General features: G+C 33.6%; 12 protein-coding genes. 7 read left to right on the plus strand and 5 right to left on the minus strand.

The genetic code is table 11. From position 1 onward, the window contains the following. Window positions 1-71 precede the first annotated feature (71 nt). The 4 genes from AAFU52_RS01415 to AAFU52_RS01430 form a co-directional block, all read right to left on the minus strand. Window positions 72-1,655 carry an aldehyde dehydrogenase (NADP(+)) gene (locus tag AAFU52_RS01415; RefSeq protein ID WP_438424907.1) on the minus strand — a complete coding sequence of 528 codons (1,584 nt, stop codon included), beginning with the start codon at window positions 1,653-1,655 and terminating at the stop codon, window positions 72-74. Between the two features lie 81 nt (window positions 1,656-1,736). Further along, entirely contained in the window at window positions 1,737-2,666 is a 930-nt protein-coding gene (locus AAFU52_RS01420) for a dihydrodipicolinate synthase family protein (RefSeq protein ID WP_106794818.1), read from the minus strand. A gap of 258 nt (window positions 2,667-2,924) precedes the next feature. After that, complete coding sequence (locus AAFU52_RS01425; RefSeq protein WP_438424910.1) at window positions 2,925-4,361, minus strand: SusD/RagB family nutrient-binding outer membrane lipoprotein; 1,437 nt, start codon at window positions 4,359-4,361, stop codon at window positions 2,925-2,927. Window positions 4,362-4,365: 4 nt separating this feature from the next. Continuing rightward, on the minus strand, window positions 4,366-7,575 hold the full coding sequence (locus AAFU52_RS01430) for a SusC/RagA family TonB-linked outer membrane protein (RefSeq protein ID WP_438424911.1): 3,210 nt from the start codon (window positions 7,573-7,575) through the stop codon (window positions 4,366-4,368). Window positions 7,576-8,589: 1,014 nt separating this feature from the next. Here AAFU52_RS01430 and AAFU52_RS01435 point away from each other — a divergent pair. After that, window positions 8,590-11,676, plus strand: a complete 3,087-nt coding sequence (locus tag AAFU52_RS01435) for a basic secretory protein-like protein (protein WP_438424913.1) — start codon at window positions 8,590-8,592, stop codon at window positions 11,674-11,676. Between the two features lie 87 nt (window positions 11,677-11,763). Here AAFU52_RS01435 and AAFU52_RS01440 read toward each other — a convergent pair whose 3' ends face one another. Beyond that, window positions 11,764-12,225, minus strand: coding sequence for an Lrp/AsnC family transcriptional regulator (locus AAFU52_RS01440; RefSeq protein WP_024772862.1), 462 nt, complete (start codon window positions 12,223-12,225; stop codon window positions 11,764-11,766). A gap of 484 nt (window positions 12,226-12,709) precedes the next feature. Between AAFU52_RS01440 and AAFU52_RS01445 the strand changes: the two genes are divergently transcribed. The 6 genes from AAFU52_RS01445 to AAFU52_RS01470 all read left to right on the plus strand — a co-directional run bounded on the left by AAFU52_RS01445 (window position 12,710) and on the right by AAFU52_RS01470 (window position 25,664). Then, entirely contained in the window at window positions 12,710-15,865 is a 3,156-nt protein-coding gene (locus AAFU52_RS01445; protein ID WP_438424915.1) for a SusC/RagA family TonB-linked outer membrane protein, read from the plus strand. A gap of 109 nt (window positions 15,866-15,974) precedes the next feature. Next, window positions 15,975-17,651 (plus strand): RagB/SusD family nutrient uptake outer membrane protein, encoded by a 1,677-nt coding sequence (locus tag AAFU52_RS01450; protein ID WP_024772864.1) that lies wholly within the window; start codon window positions 15,975-15,977, stop codon window positions 17,649-17,651. A gap of 160 nt (window positions 17,652-17,811) precedes the next feature. After that, window positions 17,812-20,811, plus strand: coding sequence for a GH92 family glycosyl hydrolase (locus AAFU52_RS01455; protein WP_438424920.1), 3,000 nt, complete (start codon window positions 17,812-17,814; stop codon window positions 20,809-20,811). 109 nt (window positions 20,812-20,920) lie between these two features. Beyond that, window positions 20,921-21,835 (plus strand): ROK family protein, encoded by a 915-nt coding sequence (locus AAFU52_RS01460; protein ID WP_024772865.1) that lies wholly within the window; start codon window positions 20,921-20,923, stop codon window positions 21,833-21,835. A gap of 99 nt (window positions 21,836-21,934) precedes the next feature. After that, a complete protein-coding gene (locus tag AAFU52_RS01465) occupies window positions 21,935-23,233 on the plus strand; it encodes a sugar MFS transporter (protein ID WP_438424921.1) in 1,299 nt (432 codons plus the stop codon). A gap of 88 nt (window positions 23,234-23,321) precedes the next feature. After that, the gene (locus AAFU52_RS01470; RefSeq protein WP_438424922.1) at window positions 23,322-25,664 is read left to right on the plus strand and encodes a GH92 family glycosyl hydrolase; all 2,343 of its coding nucleotides are present in this window, start codon (window positions 23,322-23,324) and stop codon (window positions 25,662-25,664) included. Window positions 25,665-25,747: the final 83 nt, after the last annotated feature.

A 25,747-nucleotide genomic window follows, 5' to 3' on the forward strand; every position in this document is an offset into this window, starting at 1 on the left:
TCTTGATTATAAACTCAACAATACAAACATTTAAACAGATTGTTATCAAAATACTTTTCTAGAATCAAAACTTATACTTTCTCATTAGAATGAGTTCCATCTACAGCTCTGGTTATTTCATAAGGGTTTTCATTCTTAAGTGCATTTGGGAGCAATTCATTTGGCCAATCCTGATAGCTAAATGGTCTTACCCATCGTTTTATAGCATTTGTTCCTACAGCAGAAAATCTGGAATCAGACGATGCAGGATATGGACCTCCGTGTGTCATAGAAGGACAAACTTCTACTCCTGTAGGTACTCCATTAAAAATTACACGTCCAACTCTGTCTTGAAGTGCATCAACGATGTTACCTAAGTTTTGATAATCTGACTCTTCTGCCAGGATAGTTCCTGTTAATTGTCCTTCGAGACTATTAATGATTTCTACAAGTTCTGCTTCATCCTTACATCTAACTACTAATGAAAAAGGACCAAAGACTTCCTGGTGCATTTTTGGGTTAGTTAAAAAATCGGCTCCAGAAACAGCAGAAATTTGAGTAGGGGCAAAATTAGGTTCTACCTCATCGGCTAAAGAAGCTACAACTTCTACGCCTGATTGAGAAGATATTGTTGTTCTATTCTCTACAAAATCTCTTTTTATATTAGGGTGAAGCATACACTGAGGAGCTATTGCAGTACTTTTTTCTGCTAAGTCCTTGATAAAATTTCTTGTTTTATCGTTATCAATAGTTAAGATCAATCCAGGATTTGTGCAAAACTGACCTGTACCCACTGTAATAGAATTAGCGTAGGTAGTTGCAATTTCGTCTGCTCTTTTGGTAATTGCTTCGGGTGTAATAATTACAGGATTAACACTTCCCATTTCTGCAAAAACAGGAATTGGTTCTTCTCTATTTGCTGCCAGATTAAATAAAGCTCTTCCTCCCGAGATACTTCCGGTAAAACCAACGGCTTTTACTTTTGAATGTTTTACCAGGGCAGCTCCCACTACTCTTCCGCTTCCGGTAATATTTGAAAAAACTCCATTTGGCATTCCTGTTTTTTCGGCTGCTTTTATGATAGCAGATGAAACCAGCTCTCCTGTTCCAGAGTGCATAGCATGTGATTTAACAATTACAGGGCATCCTGAAGCCAATGCGCTAGCTGTATCTCCTCCTGCAGTAGAAAATGCTAAAGGAAAATTACTGGCTGCAAATACTACTACCGGTCCCAAAGGAATATTAGTTTTTCTAATATCTGGTTTAGGAGCAGGTGTTCGTTTGGTATCTGCCAAATCGATTGTATTTTCTCGCCACTCTTCATTAGAGACCAACTCTGCAAAAGAACGTAATTGGAAAATTGTGCGGCCTCTTTCTCCTATTGCTCTTCCTTCTGGCAATCCTGTTTCTGAAGTATATGCCTGAATCAGTTCATCATCTAAAGCCAGAATCTCATCTGCAATAGCATTTAAGAATTCTGCTCTTTTAGCTCCTGTAACGTTTCTATATTCTTTAAAAGCCTGATGTGCTAGTTCTGTAGCTTCATCTACTTCTTCTATAGTAGCCTCGTAAAATTCGTACTCGTTCTCAATATTTAGTTTTGGATTGAATGTTTTACGAGAAACTGAACCTGCGGCCGATAATCTATTTCCTATATAATTTTTTCCAGTTATCATATATTGGTTAATGGTTTTAATGTAAAATGAATTAATAATAAAATTGTTTAAAATAAAAACAAGATCTTGAGGGGCAAAAATCTAACTCACTACAGCATTTAGTTCTTTATACTCTGGTAAGGCAGGTCTTGTTTTTAATCCATTTTCAATAATTCTAAGTACATTTTTACGTTCCTCACCAATAAGTGGTAGTCTTGGTGCACGTACATTTTCTGTACCGATTCCTGTAGCTACTTCTGCAAGCTTAATATTTTGTACTAGTTTTGCATTTATATCTAACTCTAACAAAGGTAAAAACCATCTGTATATCTCAAGTGCTTCCTGAAGTCTTCCTGCTTTTTGTAATTCGTAAATAGCAACAGTTTCTGCAGGAAAAGCATCTACAAGTCCGGCAACCCAGCCATCTGCTCCCATCAAAAGACTTTCTAAAGCTAAGGTATCCACACCAGAAAGGATTTTTAGACGATTTCCGAATTTATTTTTGATTCGTGTAATATTAGATATATCTCTTGTAGATTCTTTTACAGCTTGTATATTATCCATTTCTAATAACTCTTCAAACATATCCAGAGTTACTTCAATCTTATAATCTACAGGATTATTATACACCATAATCGGTAGCTCTGTACTCTTAGCTACTTCTTTAAAATACACTACTGTTTCACGATCTCCAGCTTTGTAACGCATTGGAGGTAGCATCATTAATCCCTGAGCACCATCTTCTTTAGCTTTTGCAGCTGCATCGATTGCATTTTTGGTCGTTTGTTCTGCAATGTTCATGATTACAGGAACTCTGCCATTAACAATTTCAACCGTCTTTTTTACCAATATTCTCTTTTCTGTATCACTTAAGGTACTAGCCTCTCCCAACGTTCCTCCCAGAATAATTCCGTGAACTCCTGCTTCTAGTTGAGCATTAATATTAACTTCAAACATATCTAGGTCCAAAGTATCCTCATTAGTGAATTTAGTTGTTACTGCTGGCATTACGCCTTTCCAATTTATAGCCATAATTGTGGTTTAATATTTCGGGTCAAATATACCATGAATTTAAAGTGTAAAGTACCTAGAAATTATCCATATGTGGTATTAAATTAACCTACATAACGGTAAATATTGATTTTTTGATTAATATTCATTCAGGTTAAAAAAAAGTAGGTCAAATTCTAATTTTGTTTTATAAATCAAAATTCCCTCTTAATTGATCAGATTATACTGTCTATTAAGAGGGAAAGGACTATCACAAATTAAAAATGAGTTCTATATCTCTTAATTCACATCCCAGAATATTTTGGTACTCAATTCATCTCCTCCAATATTTGAAGCAGCGTTTGTTACATTTGTACCATTAGTATTGTATTCTCTAATAGGGTATTTTATTCGCCTTGGGACAGGATTACCTTCTGAGCTATCGTTTAAATTAGGGAAACCTAATCTTCTATAACTTGACCATCCTTCAAAACCTCTATTATAAAAAGCGATCCACTGCTGAGTTCCTATCTTTTGTCTATAGTTTCCAGTTGCAGTTGTGTATGCCACACTTGCTTGTCCCAGATAGGTTGTTGCATCACCTGATGAACCTCCCCAATATGTAATAGATGCTGTAATCGCATTATTATAATGATTTTCTGCATCTGCCGGAGATCCAACCAAAGAACGTTCTGCAGCTTCTGCCAATAAAAACTCTACTTCTGCATAGTCGAATAATAATCCTTCTAAATCTGGTTGATGAAAAGCAGTACCAATGTGGGTAAAATTATCAAATACATTAAGGTTTCCTAGTATCCCTCCTACATAAGGAGTTAGGTTATTATCAAAATAACCAGATTGCCTTGGGTCATTAATAGGTTGCATAATATCTACTATTGCCTCTGCAACAACATAATCTTCTCTACCGCTATTTACAAGAGTTTCCCATATTGGATTTGTATTAGGTGTTGTTGTCTCATATTCTAATGATGCATTGTCTGCATTAGCAGTAAATACTCCAGAATTAACTGCCTCTGTTGCTAATGTTCCTGCTTGATTAGAATCCACATCAGCAATTCTTAGTGCTAATCTTAGCTTTAAGGAATTTGCAAATTTTGCCCATTTAGAGACATCTCCTTGATAAATCAAATCTGAATCACCAAATGATTTTCCAGAAGTATTAAGGTTACTAATCGCAGTATTTAACTGATTTATGATATTAGTATATATACTCTGATCATCATCATATGCTGGATTCAAAATATTGTCATCCAAAGACAGAGCTTCAGAGTAAGGAACATCTCCAAAAAGATCTACCAAAACATGAAAAGTATATACTTTCAAAATTTCGATAATTGCTAATCTATTTTGCTTATCTATTTCAGTAAAACCAAATACTTCTTCTTCTGGAATTAATCGAGCTGCTTCGTTAAGATCACTTAGAACATCTCTATACAGTGTATTCCAATAATTTTGTGGAAAACTCTTAAGATCTTGAAAATTAGTTTCAGGACCTATAAAACCAGTACCCGCCCAATATTGCGCATAAAATTTCAGATGATTATCAAAAATACTTTGAGTAACCATTTGGTCAACCAAATTTCGTTGCCCATTAGTAAATAATGTTGTCGAAGGAACTTCAGAAATCTGTTTATCGCTCACGTTGAGATCATCTACCTTACAGGAAAAGATCGTAAACAAGCAGAATAGTATGGCTAAAATTTTACTATTTTTCATTTTTTTAGAATTTTACTTTTAGGTTAAAACCATATTCTTTGGATGTGGGATATGCAGAAGATTGAAATCCTTGTAAGTTACCTGCACTTAATCCTGCTTCTGGATCAGAATATGGAATGTTTTTATCAATAATCCATAAGTTTCTACCAATTACAGAAATCACCACATCATTAATAGGTAGGTTATCTAATAACTTCGTTGGTAGTGAATAAGAGAATATTACTTCTCTTAATTTTACAAAAGAAGCATCATAAACATCCTGTTCATCTGTTGATCTGTAATAAATAAATGGACTATCAAAACTATTTACCGGCGTTCTTACTGTATTAGGGGTCCCATCTTCTCTAACTCCGGGAGCAATTATTCCTCCTCCATCGGTAACAGCATTTCTTATAGGGTTACCTAAATCATTAAGTCCTGCGGTTTCAGGAAATATCCCGGTAGCATATCCATATGTATGATCGAGAGAGTAGATATCTCCTCCTTTTTGCATATCAATTAAGAAACTAAGCGAAGCATTTTTATATCTGAACGTATTGTTGATTCCTCCATTCCAATCTGGAATTATATTACCAATCACTCCATTTTCTTCGTTAGTCACATAGTATCCGTTTTCATCAACAACTCGCTGGCCATTAAGGTATTTAAAACTAGATCCTCTAATCGTACCATAAGGTTCTCCTACAGTAGCATTAATAGAAACGTCTTCTTGTAATGTTCCTGATAAACTTAAATTATCAATTCCATCCAATAGAGAAACTACTTCACTTTTGTATGTACTCCAGTTTACATTGATATTCCATTCAAAGTTTTGGGTTTTAATTGGAGTTCCAAAAAGACTAACTTCATATCCTTTATTTTCAATTTCACCAGCATTTACAATTTTTGAATTAAATCCTGTAGAAGTAGATATATCTAATGGAAGAATTTGATCTTTACTATTTGTTTGATATGCTGTTACATCAAATCCAAATCTATTTTTAAAAAGCTTAATTTCTAATCCTGCCTCATAACTTACAACGGTTTCATGCTTAAGTGTAGGGTTGTTTTTATTATTTGGTAATGAGAAAAGAGATTGCCCTGCAAAACCATTAACAAAAGTATATACATCATCTACAAGAAGTACCCCTGCACTATTACCCACTTCGGCATAGTTTAATCTCAATTTTCCAAAATTTAACCAATCACTTGTAAAGAGGTTAGAAAAAAGGAAACTAGTAGAAACTGATGGATAATTAAATTGTCTTTTACCGTCTGGTAGTGTTGATGATCGATCTATTCTATATGTTGCATCTAAGAATAATATATCATCATAACCGAACGACGCACTAGCATAATACCCATTAACACCCATGCTAGACTTTCTTTCTATAGGTGGTGCTATTGGATTTACTGAATTGGATAAAGAGTAAAATCCAAAAGTATTAAGTCCTCCATTCGTTTCTGCAAAAATAGAACTTCTATTCGTTCTGGTAAGATTCATCCCCAGTAGTCCTTTAAAATTAAGCTTTTCAGTAATATCAAAATTAAAGTTCCCTATCATGTCGTAGTTCATTTCTCTAAAAAACCCATTAAATCTGTTATACTCAGATGGGTTGAAACTAGAAACATTGACTCTTTCTTCTCTTATTTCATCAAATCTATCCATAGTCACTCTTGCCAAAACATCAAACCAATCATTCACTTTATAGGTTAAAGCTACATTTCCAAAAACACGATCTCTACCATCGGTTTGATAATTTTCATATAATGTCCAATATGGATTATCCCAATATTGTGGTCTTGGTGCATAAGGATCATCGCCTGTACGTGCTGATGATCTTAAATTCCAGGTAGCATTTCTTCCTAACCTAAAATATGCATCTCTTTGCTCTCTTAAGTCAACATTTGTTTGATACCATTGTCGCAATCCAGGTAAAACACTATTTTCGTCATATCCTGTTGCGAATCTACCACGTCCGCTATTTTTGGTATACGTAACCTTTGCTCTCGCTGTGACTCTATCGGTCAACTTATAACTTCCGCCAAAATCTACCGTTTGCCTTTTAATTAAACTGTTTGGTAAAATACCTGTTTGTTCTACATTGGTAAATCCTAACCTGAAATTTCCTTTATCTGAAGCCCCATCAACACTAACATTGGTTGATTGCAATAAACCTGTCTGAAAGATAGAGGTAGGGTCATTTTTTGCTGCTACCCATGGTGTAGGAGTACGATAATTAGGGTTTTCTGGAAAAAAAGCTCCCGATTGGTATACCAAAAGATTAGAGTCAAATCTTGGTCCCCAAGAAGCATCGCCTCCTGTATCTACAACATTATCCAAAATACCATCTCCATTTACATCTTCTTGTACAAAAGAAGCTCCATAACCTCCTCCGTATTCTTTTTGATATCTCGCAAATGTTTTAGGGTCAAATTTACTAAATGTAGTGTTTGAATTAATTGTTATCCCTAATCCTTTATTTTTAGATCCTTTTTTTGTAGTGATTATAATTACTCCGTTTCCTGCTCTAGATCCATATAAGGCAGAAGCAGCAGCTCCTTTTAATACGTTAATACTTTCTATATCATCTGGATTAATATCTGATGCAGCATTACCATAATCATATCCTCCTCTACCGGCTGTTGAATTTCTCGAGTTGTTAATTCTATTACTAATCGGAGTACCATCAATCACAAATAAAGGTTGGTTATTACCAGTCAAGGAAGAATACCCTCTGATAATCACATTCGTCGAACCTCCGAAGTTATTATTTCTAGAAACCGTAACACCGGCAAGTTTACCAGACAATGAATTCACAAAGTTTACACCTTTAGCTTTGCTAATATCTTCTGATTCTATCTTTTGAGTTGCATATCCCAAAGATTTTTTAGACCTACTTATACCAAGAGCTGTTACTACGATTTCATCTAGTGAAGTAGCATCTTGATACATCGTCATATTTACTGTAGTCTCATTTCCTACTAATTTTTCTTCTGTTTTAAAACCCAGATAAGAAAAAATAAGTGTTTGACCTGCTTCTACCTGCAAAGAGTAATTACCATCAAAATCAGATTGTGCACCAGATGATGTTCCTTTGACTAGAATATTTACTCCTGGAAGAGGAATCCCAGAATCCTCTGTTATTTTACCGGATACTGTTTTTTCTTGTGCAAAACCTAGTGTACAAAAAATCAGCATGAGTATAACCGAAAGATTAATTTTTGTGTTCATTAGTTTGTTTTATTAAATTTTAAAATTACTTGACGGATCTTTTGGTATTTTCCCAAGTACCTGATCCATAATTTTGTAGAAAGATTTAAGACGTAGAAGTATATCTATGATTAACTTTTAAGATGATATTTCTATTTGTCTTTTCTTATCAATCCCCTTTGTAATGTTTTAGAAAGAAGGATATGGGATTTTAGTTTTGTTTACGATTTTTGTAAAGTTTAGTTTCCAAGCCCTTGTCGAAAAAAGCTTTGAGAACTGATTTGTGTCTACTTTTTTTTCCATATGTTTTTAAGGTTGATTATTTAGAGGCGAAATATATCTTAGAGTTATGGTATTACCATCATTTGGATTAATAAAGTATCATATATGGATATTTTAGTACTATTTCTTACATATCTCTTTCTGATTTTAACAAACTGATGAAGATTGTATAATTTCCTAAAACACCGAAATTAAGTGTAGATTCCTTTGGATAGTAAGTGAAGAAAATACTGTTCTAAATTGATAAACCAAGCGATTTCTATAGAACTCCTTGCCATATTAGAACGTTAGAGATACGCTTTATACATATATAAGGAAGTATGTTCATCTACTCTTTTTACTACCTATTTTATTAAAAAAATAGTAGTGATTTACTTCTTGTTTAAAGTAGTACATGGTTTTTGTATATCTACCTAATTATGTGCTCATGTGATAGTAAGCAATTTTTAGATAGATCAAAACTGTCTAAAAAAAAGCCTATCCAAAAGCTCTACTTATCTATAATCCATAGAAAGCGCTTTTTTATTCTATACTTATCCTATAGAGATGTTATTTTTTTAGCATAAAAAACACTTTATAAAATGAACATACTTCCTTTTAAAAAGAAAAAAAACTAAAAAAAACTAAAAAAGAATAAAAAACACTGAAATTAAGTCCAAAAAATGAAAACATACCCCAATACTGTAATTTTATTGCAACTAACATTTATTAGTTTTTTTATAAATCATACTAATAAAAAACACAAACTTCACAATGAAAAATTACAAAAAGCACATGCTTCGGATAAGCATGGTAGCAGCAATGGTATTTGTACTCAAAATGAGCGCACGACCTGTAAATCCTATTACAAGTAGTAAAAACAACACTTCTTCTATTTCCAAAAGTAAACAAGCATGTGTATGGGGGAATGATTTTCTTACTCCAAGAGTAGAATTTAAAGATTTTGATGGGTCAACTATTGGATCACAAATATTTAAACAAGTGATCCCTAATGCAGAATCCTATATGAAACAACGTTGTCTTGATGTAGCTAAAATTTTGTACCGTAACTCTGCAGATGCTCCAAAATTCAGACTATTAAAATTCAACTTAAAAAATGAAGATTTTGTAGCTCACAAATTTGGAGATGGTGATCAAATGACCATAGAAGTAAGCACACAACATCTGGCTAAAATCTATAGAGATTCTGGTAATGATTCTCAGGTTATAAAAGATGAGATCGATGGTATTTTATTTCACGAAGTAACCCATGGTTATAACTATTCGCCAACTACAGGAGGAACTTATGACGGGTCTTCTCCTTTTTGGGCATATACTGAAGGTATAGCAGATGGTGTAAGAATTTATGCAGGATTTCATCAGACCAGAACTCCAAATGTAAATGATTCCAGAAAATGGCTAGGTGGATACACTACAACAGGATTCTTTCTGCAATATGTTACCCAAAAATATGATAAGAATTTTATCTATAAATTTAATAAAGCAGCAAAAGATTTAGGAAACTCCTGGTCATTTGACAATGCTTTTAAAGATATTCTTGGAAAAGGTGTAGAAACCGTATGGAATGAGTACAAAAACTATATCAATGGTAGCAACACTCTTGACTATGATGGGGATTACCCATGGAGTCTGGATTGTGGTGGAGACACTCCTCCTCCTACAGGAGCTTTAGACATTACTAATGATGGTGGTAGCATATCTAGCCAACACAACGACTCCCCTTCTAATGAAGGCATCTCTAATTTGATCGATAACAATATCAACTCTAAGTACCTAACGTTTAATGCATCTGCATGGGTGCAGTATAAAGCTAGTAAATCTTATGTTTTATCTTCTTACACGATAGCTTCTGCAAATGATGCAGCAGAAAGAGATCCAAAAAACTGGACGCTACAAGGATCAACAAACGGAAGTTCATGGCAAAATATCGATCAGAAATCCAATCAAGATTTCCCAAATAGAAATCAAAAAAGGACTTTTCAGGTCAGCACCACTTCTTCATATCAATATTATCGATTATCGATGAGCAATAACAGTGGAACTATTCTACAATTATCTGAACTCGAATTGTTTGGAAAAGAAAAACACACACAACAACTTCCCGTAGCTGATTTTAGAGCAAATAAAACCAATATAAAAGAAGGAGAAAGTGTGTCTTTTACTAATTCCTCAACAGATGCTACTTCATATAATTGGACATTTGATGGAGGTAGTCCATCTAGTAGTACACAAACCAATCCTGTAGTGAAGTATAATAGAGAAGGAACTTATTCGGTAACTCTTAAAGCAACAAACGAGGATGGATCTGATACAGAAACTAAAACTTCATTTATTAAAGTTTCTTCAAATGGAGATGGAGGAGATATTACTGACATCACTAATGACGGTGGAGCCATTTCTGATCAACATAATGATTCTCCCTCTTTTGAGGATATAACGAAACTAATTGATAATGATCCTAATTCTAAGTTCTTAACTTTTAACACCTCTGCATGGGTACAGTATAAAGCAAAAAAATCCTATATATTATCTTCATATACGATAACCTCTGGAAATGATGCACCAGAAAGAGATCCTAAAAGCTGGACGCTACAAGGATCCACAAACGGAAGCAACTGGCAAAATATCGACCAAAGATCCAATCAGGATTTCTCGAATAGAAATCAAAAAAGAACTTTTCAGGTAACTACTACTTCTTCCTACAACTATTATCGATTATCGATGAGAAACAATAGTGGAACTATTCTACAAGTATCTGAACTCGAATTGTTCGGGAAAGAAAGTTCTACGGATGGAGGTTCTTGTGCATGGGGGAATGATTTTCTTACTCCAAGAGTAGAATTTAAAGATTTTGATGGGTCAACTATTGGATCACAAATATTTAAACAAGTGATCCCTAATGCAGAATCCTATATGAAACAACGTTGTCTTGATGTAGCTAAAATTTTGTACCGTAACTCTGCAGATGCCCCAAAATTCAGACTATTAAACTTTAATCTGAAAAATGAAGATTTTGTAGCTCACAAATTTGGAGATGGTGATCAAATGACCATAGAAGTAAGCACACAACATCTGGCTAAAATCTATAGAGATTCTGGTAATGATTCTCAGGTTATAAAAGATGAGATCGATGGTATTTTATTTCACGAAGTAACCCATGGTTATAACTATTCGCCAACTACAGGAGGAACTTATGACGGGTCTTCTCCTTTTTGGGCATATACTGAAGGTATAGCAGATGGTGTAAGAATTTATGCAGGATTTCATCAGACCAGAACTCCAAATGTAAATGATTCCAGAAAATGGCTAGGTGGATACACTACAACAGGATTCTTTCTGCAATATGTTACCCAAAAATATGATAAGAATTTTATCTATAAATTTAATAAGGCAGCAAAAGATTTAGGAAACTCCTGGTCATTTGACAATGCATTTAAAGATATTCTTGGAAAAGGTGTAGAAACTGTATGGAATGAATACAAAAACTATATCAATGGTAGCAACACTCTTGATTATGACGGGGATTACCCATGGAGTCTGGATTGTGGTGAAAACAATAGAAATAATACGTCTACTACGGAAAATAAAAAACCCGAAGATGCATTCAAGTTAAAGTCATACCCTAATCCAATTCAGGATAAATTGTTTTTTGCAAAACCAAAAAACCTAAAAGGTACATCTTTACTTTATGAAATCTATGATACTCAAGGTTCTTTAATTTTTACAGAAAAAACTTCAAGAAGTGAATTAAGTCTAGATCATTTAGAAAGCAAAATGTATTTTATAATTGTTAAACAAGATGGGAAAACCATATATAGAAATAGATTTATAAAACGATAACATCGGTTTATACTATATCATAGTTAATTAGAATTGTCAAAACACCTGTGCTATACGTAACAGGTGTTTTTTCTTAAAACATATTGTTTATAGATAATATTCTGAGGTATGCTTAATTACCTTTAATGAAAAAGTAGTATTTAAAACTCCGATATTATCAATTTTTGACAATTTAGAACGCATAAATTCGTGATATTCTTCTAAGCTATTCATGTTAATTTTTAACAGAAAATCTACCTGTCCTGCCATATGAAAACATTCTTGAACTTCTTTCAGGTTTTTTATTTGATTTTCAAACTTATCAATAAATGACTCTCCATGAGATTGAAGAGATACCTGGCAAAATGCTGTAATTGGCAGACCAATCATATTCTTATTCACAATTGCAACATATTTTTCTATATACCCTTTACTTTCTAAACGTTTTATCCTTTCATATATAGGAGATACTGTTAAGTTTAAAAGATTTGCTATCTCTTTCGCTGTTTTTTTAGAATCTCTTTGAAGGATTCGTAAAATGGTTTTGTCTGTGTTATCTAACATTTCCATGTGAACAATACTAAAATTACTTTATACAGATAAAAAAACTTTTATTTTATAATAATACAGTTTTTTTTACCACAATCATACAATTATCCCATTTATTTAACCAGATATGGTTTTGTTTTAAAAATAAAATTCAAAATAAAAATAAATTGATTTCACATCAAATTAACATTTTAAGCACATTATACTCTCATAAAAAGACGCATTCAGCCCTTTTTATTAAAAAAGAGCTCCTATTTTAACAAGAAAAAAGACTTAATAGCAGATATATAGATATTCCAAAAAGACAAAAAAACTTTATAAGTCTATTTTTGCCATAAAAATCACTAATATTTATATCAAAATACAAATATTAATCTTCATACTATAAATTTGAAAACAATAATCCTCTTAAGCATAACACTTTGTTAATCTTTTAGAAACACAAATTAATTAAGAGCTTATTAGAGAAATCAGCAGTCAAATTATTAACTAAACCAATTTTAATATGAAGAATAAATTAGGATATCTATTTTTTGTGCTTACCTTCATGTCATTTGCCAATATGGCTACGGCCCAGGAAATTACAATTACTGGAAAAGTAACAGATAACACCGGAATGTTACTACCTGGAGTAAATATTATTATAAAAGACTCTTCTGCAGGAACACAAACCGATTTTGACGGAAACTATTCATTAACAGCTTCGTTGGGAGATACTCTGTTATTTAGTTATCTGGGAATGGAAACTCAAAGCATTACTGTATCAGGCTCAGGAGTGCATGATATAGCTATGCAAGAGAGCTCTAATCAATTAGAGGAAATTGTAGTTACCGGGTATTCAAAACAATCGGTAAGAAACATAACCGGATCTGTTACTGTAATCAAAGCAGAAGATCTAGCCGCTACCACACCTGTAGATATCGAACAATCTTTACAAGGATTAGCCGCGGGTGTTACTGTAAGTTCTGAAGGAGGACCAGGTGGATCTGCAATGGTAAGAATACGAGGATTTGGAACAATTAATAATAACGATCCTCTTTATGTAATTGATGGCACACCAACAACTACTGGAATTAACCAATTAAATCCAGCTGATATCGAATCAATGCAGATATTAAAAGATGCTTCTTCTTCTGCTATTTATGGATTTAGAGCTGCCAATGGAGTAATTCTTATCACCACCAAAGGAGGTAAGTATAATAGCAAAACTAAGTTTACATTTAACACAAGCCTAGGAATTGATAACATTCCTAAATCTGCTTTTCCAGATTTATTATCTCCTCAAGAGACTGCAAATGCCATTTGGACTCGTTTTAACAATGATGGTTTTGCTCCTTCTCATCCTCAATATGGTAACGGAAATACTCCAGTATTACCAAACTACTTAACCCCAGCTGGAGCAGATTCTGCAGATCTATCCACATATGACCCTCAAACTAATAAGATCACCAGGGCGAATAAAGAAGGTACAGATTGGTTTGATGAATATTTCAATGATGCATTTGTTCAAAATTATAACCTAGGGCTATCTGGAGGATCTGAAAACGCAAAATTTCATGTAGGAATGGGCGCACTAAAACAGGAAGGTGCAGCCTTACATACCTTCTATAACAGATATGTATTAAGAGCAAATTCAGAATTCAAAATAACCAATAATTTTAGAATAGGAGAATCTTTTAACCTTTCTTACTCTGATAGAGTTGGCTCTGTTGGAAATCAATCCACCGGAGGAGATATTTCTTTCTTATATAGAGCGCAACCAATCATTCCTGTATATGATATTGCAGGCAATTATGCAGGTCCTCAAAGTCCGGGGTTAGGTAATGGTATTAACCCTATAGCCAGCGCAACTCGGAATAAAAATAACTTACAACGAAGCTACAGAACAATTGGAAATGCATATGCAGAATTAGATTTTCTAAATGATTTTACTTTTAAAACCAACATAGGACTTGATTACAATAATAATAATAGTTCTTTCTACACTTTTCTTAACCCAGAAGTTGCAGAACCTAATTCTGTTAATCGATTATCTGAAAATAACGACTATACAATTTCTTCTACATGGTATAATACCCTTAGCTATTCTAAAAATATAGGAGGACATACTATTAATGCTATGTTAGGAACAGAATCTAATAAAACACAAAGAAAATTCTTAAGTGCTTCAAGAACTGATTTCTTTACCGATGATCTAGATTATAGATACTTAGATAGAGGAACAGGTACCAGAGATAATAATGGTAGCGGAATTAAAAGTGGATACTTCTCTAGTTTTGGGAAATTAGATTATAGTTATAACGATAAATACTTATTATCATTTTCTCTACGAAGAGATGCCACTTCAAAATTTTCGCAAAATAAAAGATCAGATTACTTCCCTTCATATAGTGCTGCATGGAGAATATCTGGTGAAAACTTCATGAAAAGCCTATCGTTTATAAATGACCTCAAAATAAAAGCTGGATACGGAGAACTAGGGAATGAAAGTATCCCTCAAGGTAGAATATTTAGCCAATATATTAATAATGATGATAGTAATTATGATATAGGAGGAAATAACTCTAATGTAACGCCGGGATATAGTTTGTTCATATTCGGAAATCCAGATTTGGAGTGGGAAACAACAACAACAAAAAACTTTGGAATTGACGGCGTTCTATTTGATCGAAAATTATCATTCAGCTTTGAGTATTATAATGCGCTAACAAAAAAGTTATTAGTTCAGGATCAAGCCAATGTAACTCTTATAGGTCTTGCACAGGCTAAATATATTAATGCGGGGTCTGTAGAAAATAAAGGGTTCGATTTTTCATTAGGATATAACGACCAGATTAACGACAACTTACAATACCACGCTTCTATAAATGTTTCTACATACAAAAATACAGTAAAAGAACTATCTGATAATTCTAATTACTTTTTAGAAGGAAACTTAGCACGAGAAACCAGACCTTCTAGAACACAAGCAGGTCATTCTATTGCTTCTTTCCATGGTTTTATTATTGATGGTATCATCCAAAATGACGCAGAACTTGCAGCAACTGGTGATTACTTAGGAAAAGAGATAGGAACATTTAAATACAGAGATATTAATAATGATGGAGTGATCAATGATGACGATAGAGATTTTATAGGGAATCCCCATCCAGACTTTACCTATAGCTTTAATATGGGGGTAGAATATAAAAATATTGATTTCGGAATATTCTTCCAGGGAAGTCAAGGAAACGACATTTATAATTTCACCAAATTCTTTACCGATTTTAATAGCTTTCCCGGAGCAAAAAGCAGAGATTACCTAAACTCCTGGAGTCCCTCTAATACGGGAGCTAGGTTACCTAAACTATCTAACAATCCGGCAGAACACTATTCTAGCGCCAGTAGTTATTATATAGAAGACGGATCATACTTACGACTTAAAAATGTTCAATTAGGATATAGCCTTCCAGAACGGTTAATATCTAAACTAAATATTTCGAGATTAAGGTTTTTCATACAGGCCAAAAACCTACATACCTGGACAAAATACTCTGGGTTAGATCCCGAAATCAACTTACAACAATATGGTGGCGACTCTGTAAATCTGGATATCGGTATTGATAGAGGTGCATACCCTGTAGCAAGAACATTTATACTAGGGGTTAATCTTGCTTTATAAATTAAAAACGAGGTAAAATGAGCATTGATAAACAAGTAAATGAAGATGAAACCAATGATAACCTTATGGCCCGTTTTACACAATAATCAAAAAAATCAAATATAAACAGATGAAAAAAATAATCTTATTTGTATTCGTTACAGTACTAGTGATTTCTTGCGAGAAAGAACTAGACATTGAACCACAAGGATCTCTTGTTGAAGGAGTAATAGAATTTGATAAAGAGTGGGTCGACCAACAACTTATCAGTGCTTATGCTATTTTGGATGGAAATCCTGGTTATTTCTGGGCACCAGCATCTAACTGGGCTCTTGGAGATGTAGCCTCTGATGATTTTCATAAAGGTTCGTCTATAGATGATCAACCTCAACTAAATGATGTTGAACGTTTCTCTTCGGGAACAACAAACATTTATTTATCTAGAAAATGGGAATCTTTATTTGAAGGTATTTCCAGAACAAATCAAACGATAGAATCAATTACCAAAGCTATAGAAAAAGGTACTCCAGAAACAGATTTAACTGTTCTAGGTGCAGAAGCACATTTCTTAAGAGCACATTACCATATGGATGCAAAAAAAATATGGAACAATGTACCTTTTATGAAAGAAGGACTAACTACTACCCCATCCAATGATACCGATATTTGGCCACAAATAGAAGAAGATCTAACATACGCAATAAATAACCTTCCTGAAAGTCAGGATGATGCCGGAAGAGCTAACTCATGGATAGCAAAAGCATATCTAGCAAAAGCACATATGTTTCAAAATGATCATGAAGCAGCAAGACCTATTTTAGACAATATCATTAATGAAGGGCCATTTCAATTGGTTCCTAATTATCATGATAATTTTAATGCAGAAAAAGATAATAATTCAGAATCTGTATTTGCTGTTCAGAATTCTGTAAATGATGGAGGAGATGGATTTATTAATGGTAATAGAGGTAATAGATTAAACCATCCTTATGCTCCTGATGCTCCCGGAGGAGGATGTTGTGGCTTTTTTCAACCTAGTCAAAATTTAGTAAATGCATTTAAAACAGATGCTAATGGTTTACCACTATTAGACTCTTTTAATGATTCTGATATTACTAACGATCAAGGAATTACATCTGATCAACCTTTTACCCCGCATATAGGAAACCTAGATCCAAGATTAGACTGGACAGTAGGTAGAAGAGGTATAGAATATTTAGGTTGGGGAATCATGCCTGGGTCGAGATGGACACGTGATCAATCTAATGGAGGACCATATGTTGGTAAGAAACATGAGATATTAAAATCTCAGGAAGGCTCAATGTCTGCAGCCGGACTACCACAATATAATGCCATTAACACACCTTTGATAAGATATTCTGATGTTCTACTATGGAGAGCTGAGATTTATGCTCAGGATGGCCAATTAAATGAAGCCATGAACCTTGTTAACAGAATAAGAGCTAGAGCTGCAAATCCTGATGGATTTGTTAAAAACCCCGACGGAACACCAGCTGCAAACTATGTAATCAATGAGTACACATCATTTCCTGATCAGGAATATGCCATTAAAGCGGTTCGTTTTGAAAGAAGATTAGAATTAGCCTCAGAAGGACATCGATTTTTTGACCTGGTACGTTGGGGAGTAGCTCCACAAGTATTGAATAAATACATCAATGAAGAATCTTCAAAACGTGTTTACCTTAATGGAGCAAGTTTTACCCAGGGAAAAAGTGAATACTATCCTATTCCTCTGGATGCAATAAATTCTTCTGGAGGAGCAATAAATCAAAACTCCGGATATTAACCACTATGTTTCACTAATAGATTTGTTTCATTAGTTATTTTTTGTTTTAGATTGTAAAGACAGAATCATTTATATAGATTCTGTCTTTCATATGTTAATTCATCATACATTTTTTTAAAACCTTATGTAATTCAATCACAACGTTCAAAATAAATGAATCATGAAATTGTTTATGTTTAGAAGAATACTCCTAACCCTTTTTATTGCAGGATTAGGTATACACTGTACAAATAAAGAAGAAGTAAAAAAACCGGTAGACTATGTAGATGTTTTCATTGGAACAAAATCGCCAGGACACACATTCCCTGGTCCTATGCTTCCTTTCGGAATGGTACAATTGAGTCCTGACACCAGAAATGATCACACTAGTTGGCCTGCCTGTGCAGGGTATGACTATATGGACACTTCTATTATAGGTTTTACCCATACACACTTATCAGGAACAGGAGTTCCTGATTTAGGAGATATTCTATTCATGCCAGCAACAGGAGAAATACAATTTCAGGCAGGAACTCCAGAAAATCCTGATTCTGGATATCGTTCTAGATATAGCCACGACAATGAATTTGCAGAACCTGGGTATTATTCAGTAGTTCTTGATGACTACAATATAAAAACAGAACTAACAACTACAAAACGAGTTGGAGTACACAGATATACGTACCCTAAAGCAGAAAAAACCAGTATTATTATTGATCTGGAGCATCGTGATCCGGTAATAGAAGCAGAGTTCGAGATCATCAGTAAAACAGAAATTGCCGGATATCGAAGATCAAAAGCATGGGCAGGAAATCAACGCCAGTATTTTGTTGCACGATTTTCAAAACCAATCATATCGTATCAAATTCTTAACGGAAAAAAAACAGTAACTACCGGCACTAAATTTAGCAGCAAAAAAATAATAGCAGCTCTTAATTTTGACAGTTCTGGAGATCAGATTACAGCAAAAGTGGCATTATCTGCTGTAAGTATAGATGGTGCCAGAAAAAATCTGGAAAAAGAATTATCCCATTGGCGCTTTGATGAAATCAGAAAAAAAGCAAAAAAAACATGGAATAATTCGTTAAGTAAAATAGAAATATCCGATAGCAATGAAGATAAAAAAGAAATATTCTATACCTCACTATATCACAGTCTTTTGACTCCTAACTTATATAATGATATTGATGGTCAATATCGAGGGATGGATGACAAAATACATACAGCACAAGGGTTCAACAATTACACAGTTTTTTCTCTTTGGGATACTTTTAGAGGTTTGCACCCACTGTTAACAATCATAGAGCCAGATGTAACCCGGGATATCGTTGTTACTTTACAAAAAAAACATGAGCAATATGGCGAAATTCCCATGTGGGAACTGGCAGCAAATGACACAAGATGTATGATAGGATACCATGGAGTATCGGTAATGGCAGATGCATATTTAAAAGGAATAACAGATGTGAATACCGAAAAAGTATTAAATGCAATGATAGAAAGTTCCAATGTAAAAAAGAGAGGTATTAATTACTATACCGAATTAGGCTTCGTACCTTCAAACAAAAGTAGTCAATCGGTTTCCAAAACACTAGAATATGCATACGACGACTGGTGTATTGCTCAAATGGCAAAAGCTTTAAACAAAACAGACATCTATAATGAATATTCGAGAAGAGCTCAATTTTTTGTTAATCTATATGATCAACAAACAGGCTTTATGAGACCTCGATATTCTAACAGAAAATGGTATGAAGACTTTAACCCTACATCTGTCGAAAAGACCTATAATTTTAATTTCACAGAAGGAAACTCGTATCAATACAGCCTTTTTGTCCCTCATGATATTGCAAGTGTAATTGACTTGGTTGGGGGTGATAAAAACTTTAACCAATGGTTAGACAACCTTTTCTCTAAAAATTTTGATGAAGAAATTAGTGAAGATTCTGATGTCTCGGGGCTATTAGGACAATATTCTCATGGAAACGAACCAAGTCATCATCTTGCATACTTATACAACTATGCCGGTAAACCTTGGAAATCACAACAAACCATTCACAAAATATTAAATGAAATGTATACTTCTGAACCTGATGGGCTCTGCGGAAATGATGATTGCGGACAAATGTCTGCATGGTACGTATTGAGCAGTTTAGGATTTTACTCTGTTACTCCGGGAGCCCCAGAATATGTTATTGGAAGCCCTTCGTTTGAAAAGGCCGAAATCAAACTTGATAATGGAAATACTTTTACCATAATAGCCAATAATACCAGTGAAAAAAACATCCACTTTTCATCCTTGAAACTTAATGGTAAAGAATACCCTAATACATATCTAAAACACGAAGACATTGTAAAAGGAGGTGAATTGGTTTTTGAAATGACAGATATCCCAAATAAAAATTGGGGTATTCATCCATCAAACAGACCTTTATCAGACACTAAAAAAACAGTAAGTATACCGTATCTAAAATCTGATCACACCACATTTTTAGATACCAAAACAATCGTTTTAGATTGTGATACAGAAAATGCCAATATGTATTACACAATCGATGGTAGCGAACCCACAGAAAATAGTTTACGATATAATTCTCCTTTCGAGGTTAAAAAATCTACAAAACTAAAAATCAAAGCTTTCAAAAAAGATTTAAGATCTAGTTATACAACAACATTATTCCTAGAAAAACTAGAGAGTATAGATCCGAGGAAACTAAGAACCAAACTTAAAAACGGGCTTTCGTATAAATATTACGAAGGTATTTTTAGATCTGTTTATGATTTTTCACAAGAAGACCCCATACAAAAAGGAGAAGTATCAAATATCAATATAGAATCCCGCTTAAGAGATGAATGGATAGGTTTCGAATTTGATGGATTTATAAATATTCCAAAAAATGGGGTATATAATTTTGAAATTTCTGCCAATGATGGCGCTCAATTATTAATTGATAATAAAGAATTGTTTGAAAGTGATGGAAGGAAATCGTTTAGCTTCACTCAAAAGAATGATATCATTCTATCTAAAGGATTACATAAATTTACTATTCGATATTTTCAATGTTCGGATAATATCGGTCTAAAAGCATTATGGAGTGGCCCTGATTTTAAGAAAACAGAAATTGACACTTCTTATCTTTATCATATGGTTGATCAAAATGGAGATGTATCTAATCCATAACTTTCAAAAGATAGTAAAACACATATTTTAAGTTAATATCAAAACTATACTTGATTGCTAATAAAAAAGAACTAATAATTAACTAAATAAAAAAACTGTAGAATAAACAATGATATTAGGAGTAGATATAGGAGGTAGTCACATTACTGTAGGCCGTGTTGACACCAAAAACCATAAAATACCCGACTCTAATTTAATTTCGACAGAGGTAGACAGCACCGCGCAAGCAATTGAAATTATTGATCAATGGATCCAGGTTTTACAAAAAAGTATAGACTCTCTTAATAAAGATAAAGAACCTCTAGAAGGAATATGCATTGCATTACCAGGTCCCTTTGACTATTACCAGGGTATTTTTGCATATAAAATGGAGAATAAATTCACTTCTCTGTTAGGTATAAATATCAAGAAAATAATTATCAAACGATTAGCTTTATCAGACACTATACCTTTACGGTTTTATAATGATGCAGCCTGTTTTGGTATAGGAGAATTTTGGAAAGGGAAACTTAAATCTGCAGAAAAAGCATTGGCTATAACTTTAGGTACTGGTTTTGGAGCCACCTTCTTATCACAGGGACTCCCTATGCTTTCTGGAGATGGTGTTCCCGAAAATGGTGAACTGTACAATATTCCCTTTAAAAACGGAATAGCAGATGAATATTTCTCTACCCGCTGGTTTATTAAAAAATACAAGGAGGCAACAGGGGTTACTATAAGTGGTGTAAAAGATCTAATTACTGATTTTAAATCCAACCCACATACAGATCAAATATTCGAGGAGTTTTCTAGAAATTTAGCCATTTTTCTATCTCCTTGGTTAAAAGGATTTAATGTAGATGCTGTAGTTATAGGTGGAAATATATCTAAAGCATGGAATTCTTTTGCAGATAATCTTAACACAGAATTAAAAAACCAAGGATGCAATACAAAAATATACCAAAGTGAATTAAAAGAAAAAGCTATTTTACTAGGTGGGGCACGTTTGGTTAACAATATATTTTATGAAAGTCTCTGTTTTTGAAATCATATAAACCGAGCATATCAGCAAAAGATTAAACTCTAGTTTAAAATACTCAATATTAAAAGATAAAACATATTATAATCTAAAAAAAACACTATTTTGAAAAACAGTAAAACATATAAAAGTGCTTTTATATTTTTAACCACCTTATTTTTTTTGTGGGGATTTACAACAGTACTAGTCGACTCTCTAATTCCTAGACTTCGCGAAGTTTTTACTTTAAATTACTTTCAGGCTGGATTAGTTCAATTTGCGTTTTTTGGAGCTTACTTTTTATTATCAATACCTTCTGGATTTATTCTATCTAAAATTGGTTATAAAAAAGGAATCATATTAGGCTTGTTAACACTCGCAACAGGGTGTTTATTATTTTACCCCGCTGCATCTTATCGTGAATTTAGTATTTTTATGTTAGCATACTTTGTAGTAGCAAGTGGGATTACTATTCTACAAGTTGCTGCTAACCCATATGTAGCAGTATTAGGCCCTGAGGAAAGTGCTTCAAGCAGACTCAATTTGTCACAGGCCTTTAATTCATTAGGTACAACTATTGCTCCAGCTATCGGAGCTATGTTTATTTTAAGTGATAAAGTTAAAAACCCTCAGGAAATTGCTGCCTTAAATACTCTAGATAAAGAAAACTATTATATTTCTGAAGCTGCTGCAGTTCAATCTCCTTTCATAGGAATTGCCATATTTGTAGCCATCCTGGCCTTTGCTTTTATTTTTATCAAACTTCCTAAATTAATAAAAGATAGTCCGAAAGGCGGATACGTAAAAGTTTTACAAAATAAGTCTTTGGTTATGGGAGCTATTGGGATATTTGTATATGTTGGAGCCGAAGTTGCAATAGGCAGTTATCTAATCAATTATTTTTTAGATATGAACCTTGCTACTCTAATCAAAGAAAGCACATTCATGAGGAGTATTTCTGAAGGGATTCTGGGAGCTGATAGCCAAACACTGGACAATAAAGCAATAGTAGGTGCTTTTGTTACCTTTTATTGGAGTGGTGCTATGATTGGCCGGTTTATAGGAGCACATTTAACCAAAATCATAAAACCCGCAAAGGTTTTAAGCTTCTTTGCTATTGGAGCTACTATATTGATTTTGATATCTATATCAACTTCTGGCTTTATAGCTATGTGGAGTATTCTGGCAGTAGGGTTATTTAACTCCATTATGTTCCCTACCATATTTTCCTTATCAATAGAAGGATTAGATGATCTAAAACCACAGGCATCCGGTGTTTTATGCACTATGATTGTAGGTGGAGCAATAATTCCTCCTTTATTTGGATTACTTTCTGATCAAACAGGATTTAAGACTGCATTTATCCTAGTTTTAATCTGCTATATTTATATAGTCTTTTATGGTAGAAGAAAGGCTAATTCTTAAAACATAAAAATAAACTCACATCACTCTATATAAAAAGTGTTTAAACATCAAACTCTTTGTAAAAAGTGAAAACAAAAATCATACATTAATGAAATATCTATCAATTCTAATAACAGTAATACTTTGTTTTTCTTCGTGCAAGAAAGATTCTATAGGTCCGGTAACCCAGAATCCTGTATCAAAAACTATCAAAAAAACAGATTTCACAAAATATGTTAATCCATTTATTGGCACCAGCAAAATGGGACATACCTACCCAGGAGCAACAGCGCCTTTCGGGATGGTACAAGTAAGCCCACAAACGAATTTTGAAGTAATGTTTAACAAGGATGGTAGTTACAATAAAGAAACTTATGAATATTGTGCTGGTTATCAATACAGAGATTCTACAATAATAGGTTTTTCTCACACTAACCTAAGTGGTACGGGGCACTCTGATCTAGGGGATTTTTTAATAATGCCAACAACCGGGAGCTTAGTGCTCGATCCCATAAAAACAACTGAAGGCTCTAAAGGGTTTTATTCTACGTTTTCTCATGATAACGAGTATGCTTCACCTGGATATTACAAAGTAAAACTAAAAGATTATAACATCACTGCAGAACTTACTGCGACAGAACGTGTAGGGGTTCATCAATATACTTTTCCAGAAACAAAAGACGCACACATTATTTTGGATTTAGTTTATAATGTTTATCATCATGATGACAAAAACGTATGGACATTCTTACGAGTAGAAAATGATTCCTTAGTAACCGGTTATCGTCAAACCAAAGGATGGGCAAGAACCAAAAAAGTGTTTTTTGCTATGCAATTCTCTAAACCTTTCAGTAGTTATGGTCACAAAAAGTACGATACTGTAAAATATGATGGGTTTTATCGTCGTTTTGAGCAACAGGAAAATTTCCCTGAAATGGCAGGAAAAGATATTCGCGCATATTTTAATTTTGACACAAAGGCTAACGAAAAAATCAATATCAAATTTGCACTATCCTCTGTTAGTACCGATGGGGCATTAAAAAACCTAAAATCCGAATTACCTAATTGGGATTTTGAGAAAACGAAACAGAAAACCGAAAGCAAATGGAATAATGAATTATCAAAAATAGAAGTAAAAACGATTACTGAAGCAGACAAGACTACATTCTACACTGCACTATATCACACAATGCTTAGTCCAATTATTTATGAAGATGTAGATGGTAGTTATCTTGGGCTGGATCAAAACATTCATGTTTCCGAAAATTTCACAAACTACTCGGTTTTCTCTCTTTGGGATACGTATAGGGCCTTACATCCTTTGTTTAATATTACACAACCTGGTCGTAACAACGATATGATCAAATCGATGCTGGCTCATCAAGAACAAAGTGTACATCATATGTTACCGATCTGGAGTCATTATGCTAATGAAAACTGGTGTATGATAGGCTATCATGCGACTTCGGTAATTGCAGATGCTATCGCCAAAGATGTTGGAGATTTTGATAAAAATAAAGCTCTTGCAGCATCCGTAAGTACTGCCAATGTTTCTTATTTTGATGGTTTAGGGGATTATATCAGATATCAATACGTACCTGATGATAAAAGCCACTCTTCGGTTTCTAAAACACTAGAATTAGCCTACAATGATTGGTGTATTGCACAGATTGCAAATAGTACGGGAGATAAAAAAGCTACGGATCAATTTCTAAAAAGATCAGAGTATTATAATAATGTGTATGATCCCAAAATTGGATATATGCGCCCTAAATTATCTAATGGCGAATTTAGAAAAGAATTTGACCCTTTAGATACACACGGGCAAGGGTTTATTGAAGGAAATGCATGGAATTATGGATTATATGTACCTCATCAATTAGAAAAAATGGTGAAAATGATGGGAGGAAATGAACGATTTAGTCAACATCTGGATTCTTTGTTTACTATGAAATTAGAAGACAAATTTATAGAAAAACATGAAGACATTACTCGAGACGGAATTATAGGCAATTATGTACATGGCAATGAACCCGGTCATCATATTCCTTATTTATATAACTGGACAGGAAAACCACATAAAACCCAAGAGCGTGTTCGTATGATCATGAATACTATGTATGGTCCTACAGTAGATGGATTGTGTGGTAATGATGATGCAGGACAAATGAGCGCATGGTATATATTTAGTAGTTTAGGATTTTATCCCGTTACACCTGGATCACCCGATTATGCAATAGGAAGCCCTCTGGTTAAAGAAGCGGTACTTCATCTGGAAAACGGAAAAGATCTAACGATTATAGTAAAAAATCAAAGTAAAGATAACATCTACGTAAATCAAGTTACCGTAAATGGTAGAGTCATAAATAATGTTACTCTTTCGCATAATGATATTATAAATGGTGGAGAGATTATTTTTGAAATGCAAAACACTCCTAAGATTACAGAATAACGCTTATCATAAGTTTTTCATCTTATTGAAATTTATCTAGTGTATAAAATGCATTGTTAAATTTCATATATATAATACCGTAA

The sequence above is a fragment of the Aquimarina macrocephali genome, assembly GCF_051627225.1.
Classification (GTDB): domain Bacteria; phylum Bacteroidota; class Bacteroidia; order Flavobacteriales; family Flavobacteriaceae; genus Aquimarina; species Aquimarina macrocephali.

Excerpts from the sequence above, each read along its gene's own strand:
- AAFU52_RS01415 (WP_438424907.1), bottom strand. The coding sequence starts at position 1,655 with ATGATAACTGGAAAAAATTATATAGGAAATAGATTATCGGCCGCAGGT.
- AAFU52_RS01420 (WP_106794818.1), bottom strand. The coding sequence starts at position 2,666 with ATGGCTATAAATTGGAAAGGCGTAATGCCAGCAGTAACAACTAAATTC.
- AAFU52_RS01425 (WP_438424910.1), bottom strand. The coding sequence starts at position 4,361 with ATGAAAAATAGTAAAATTTTAGCCATACTATTCTGCTTGTTTACGATC.
- AAFU52_RS01430 (WP_438424911.1), bottom strand. The coding sequence starts at position 7,575 with ATGAACACAAAAATTAATCTTTCGGTTATACTCATGCTGATTTTTTGT.
- AAFU52_RS01435 (WP_438424913.1), top strand. The coding sequence starts at position 8,590 with ATGAAAAATTACAAAAAGCACATGCTTCGGATAAGCATGGTAGCAGCA.
- AAFU52_RS01440 (WP_024772862.1), bottom strand. The coding sequence starts at position 12,225 with ATGGAAATGTTAGATAACACAGACAAAACCATTTTACGAATCCTTCAA.
- AAFU52_RS01445 (WP_438424915.1), top strand. The coding sequence starts at position 12,710 with ATGAAGAATAAATTAGGATATCTATTTTTTGTGCTTACCTTCATGTCA.
- AAFU52_RS01450 (WP_024772864.1), top strand. The coding sequence starts at position 15,975 with ATGAAAAAAATAATCTTATTTGTATTCGTTACAGTACTAGTGATTTCT.
- AAFU52_RS01455 (WP_438424920.1), top strand. The coding sequence starts at position 17,812 with ATGAAATTGTTTATGTTTAGAAGAATACTCCTAACCCTTTTTATTGCA.
- AAFU52_RS01460 (WP_024772865.1), top strand. The coding sequence starts at position 20,921 with ATGATATTAGGAGTAGATATAGGAGGTAGTCACATTACTGTAGGCCGT.
- AAFU52_RS01470 (WP_438424922.1), top strand. The coding sequence starts at position 23,322 with ATGAAATATCTATCAATTCTAATAACAGTAATACTTTGTTTTTCTTCG.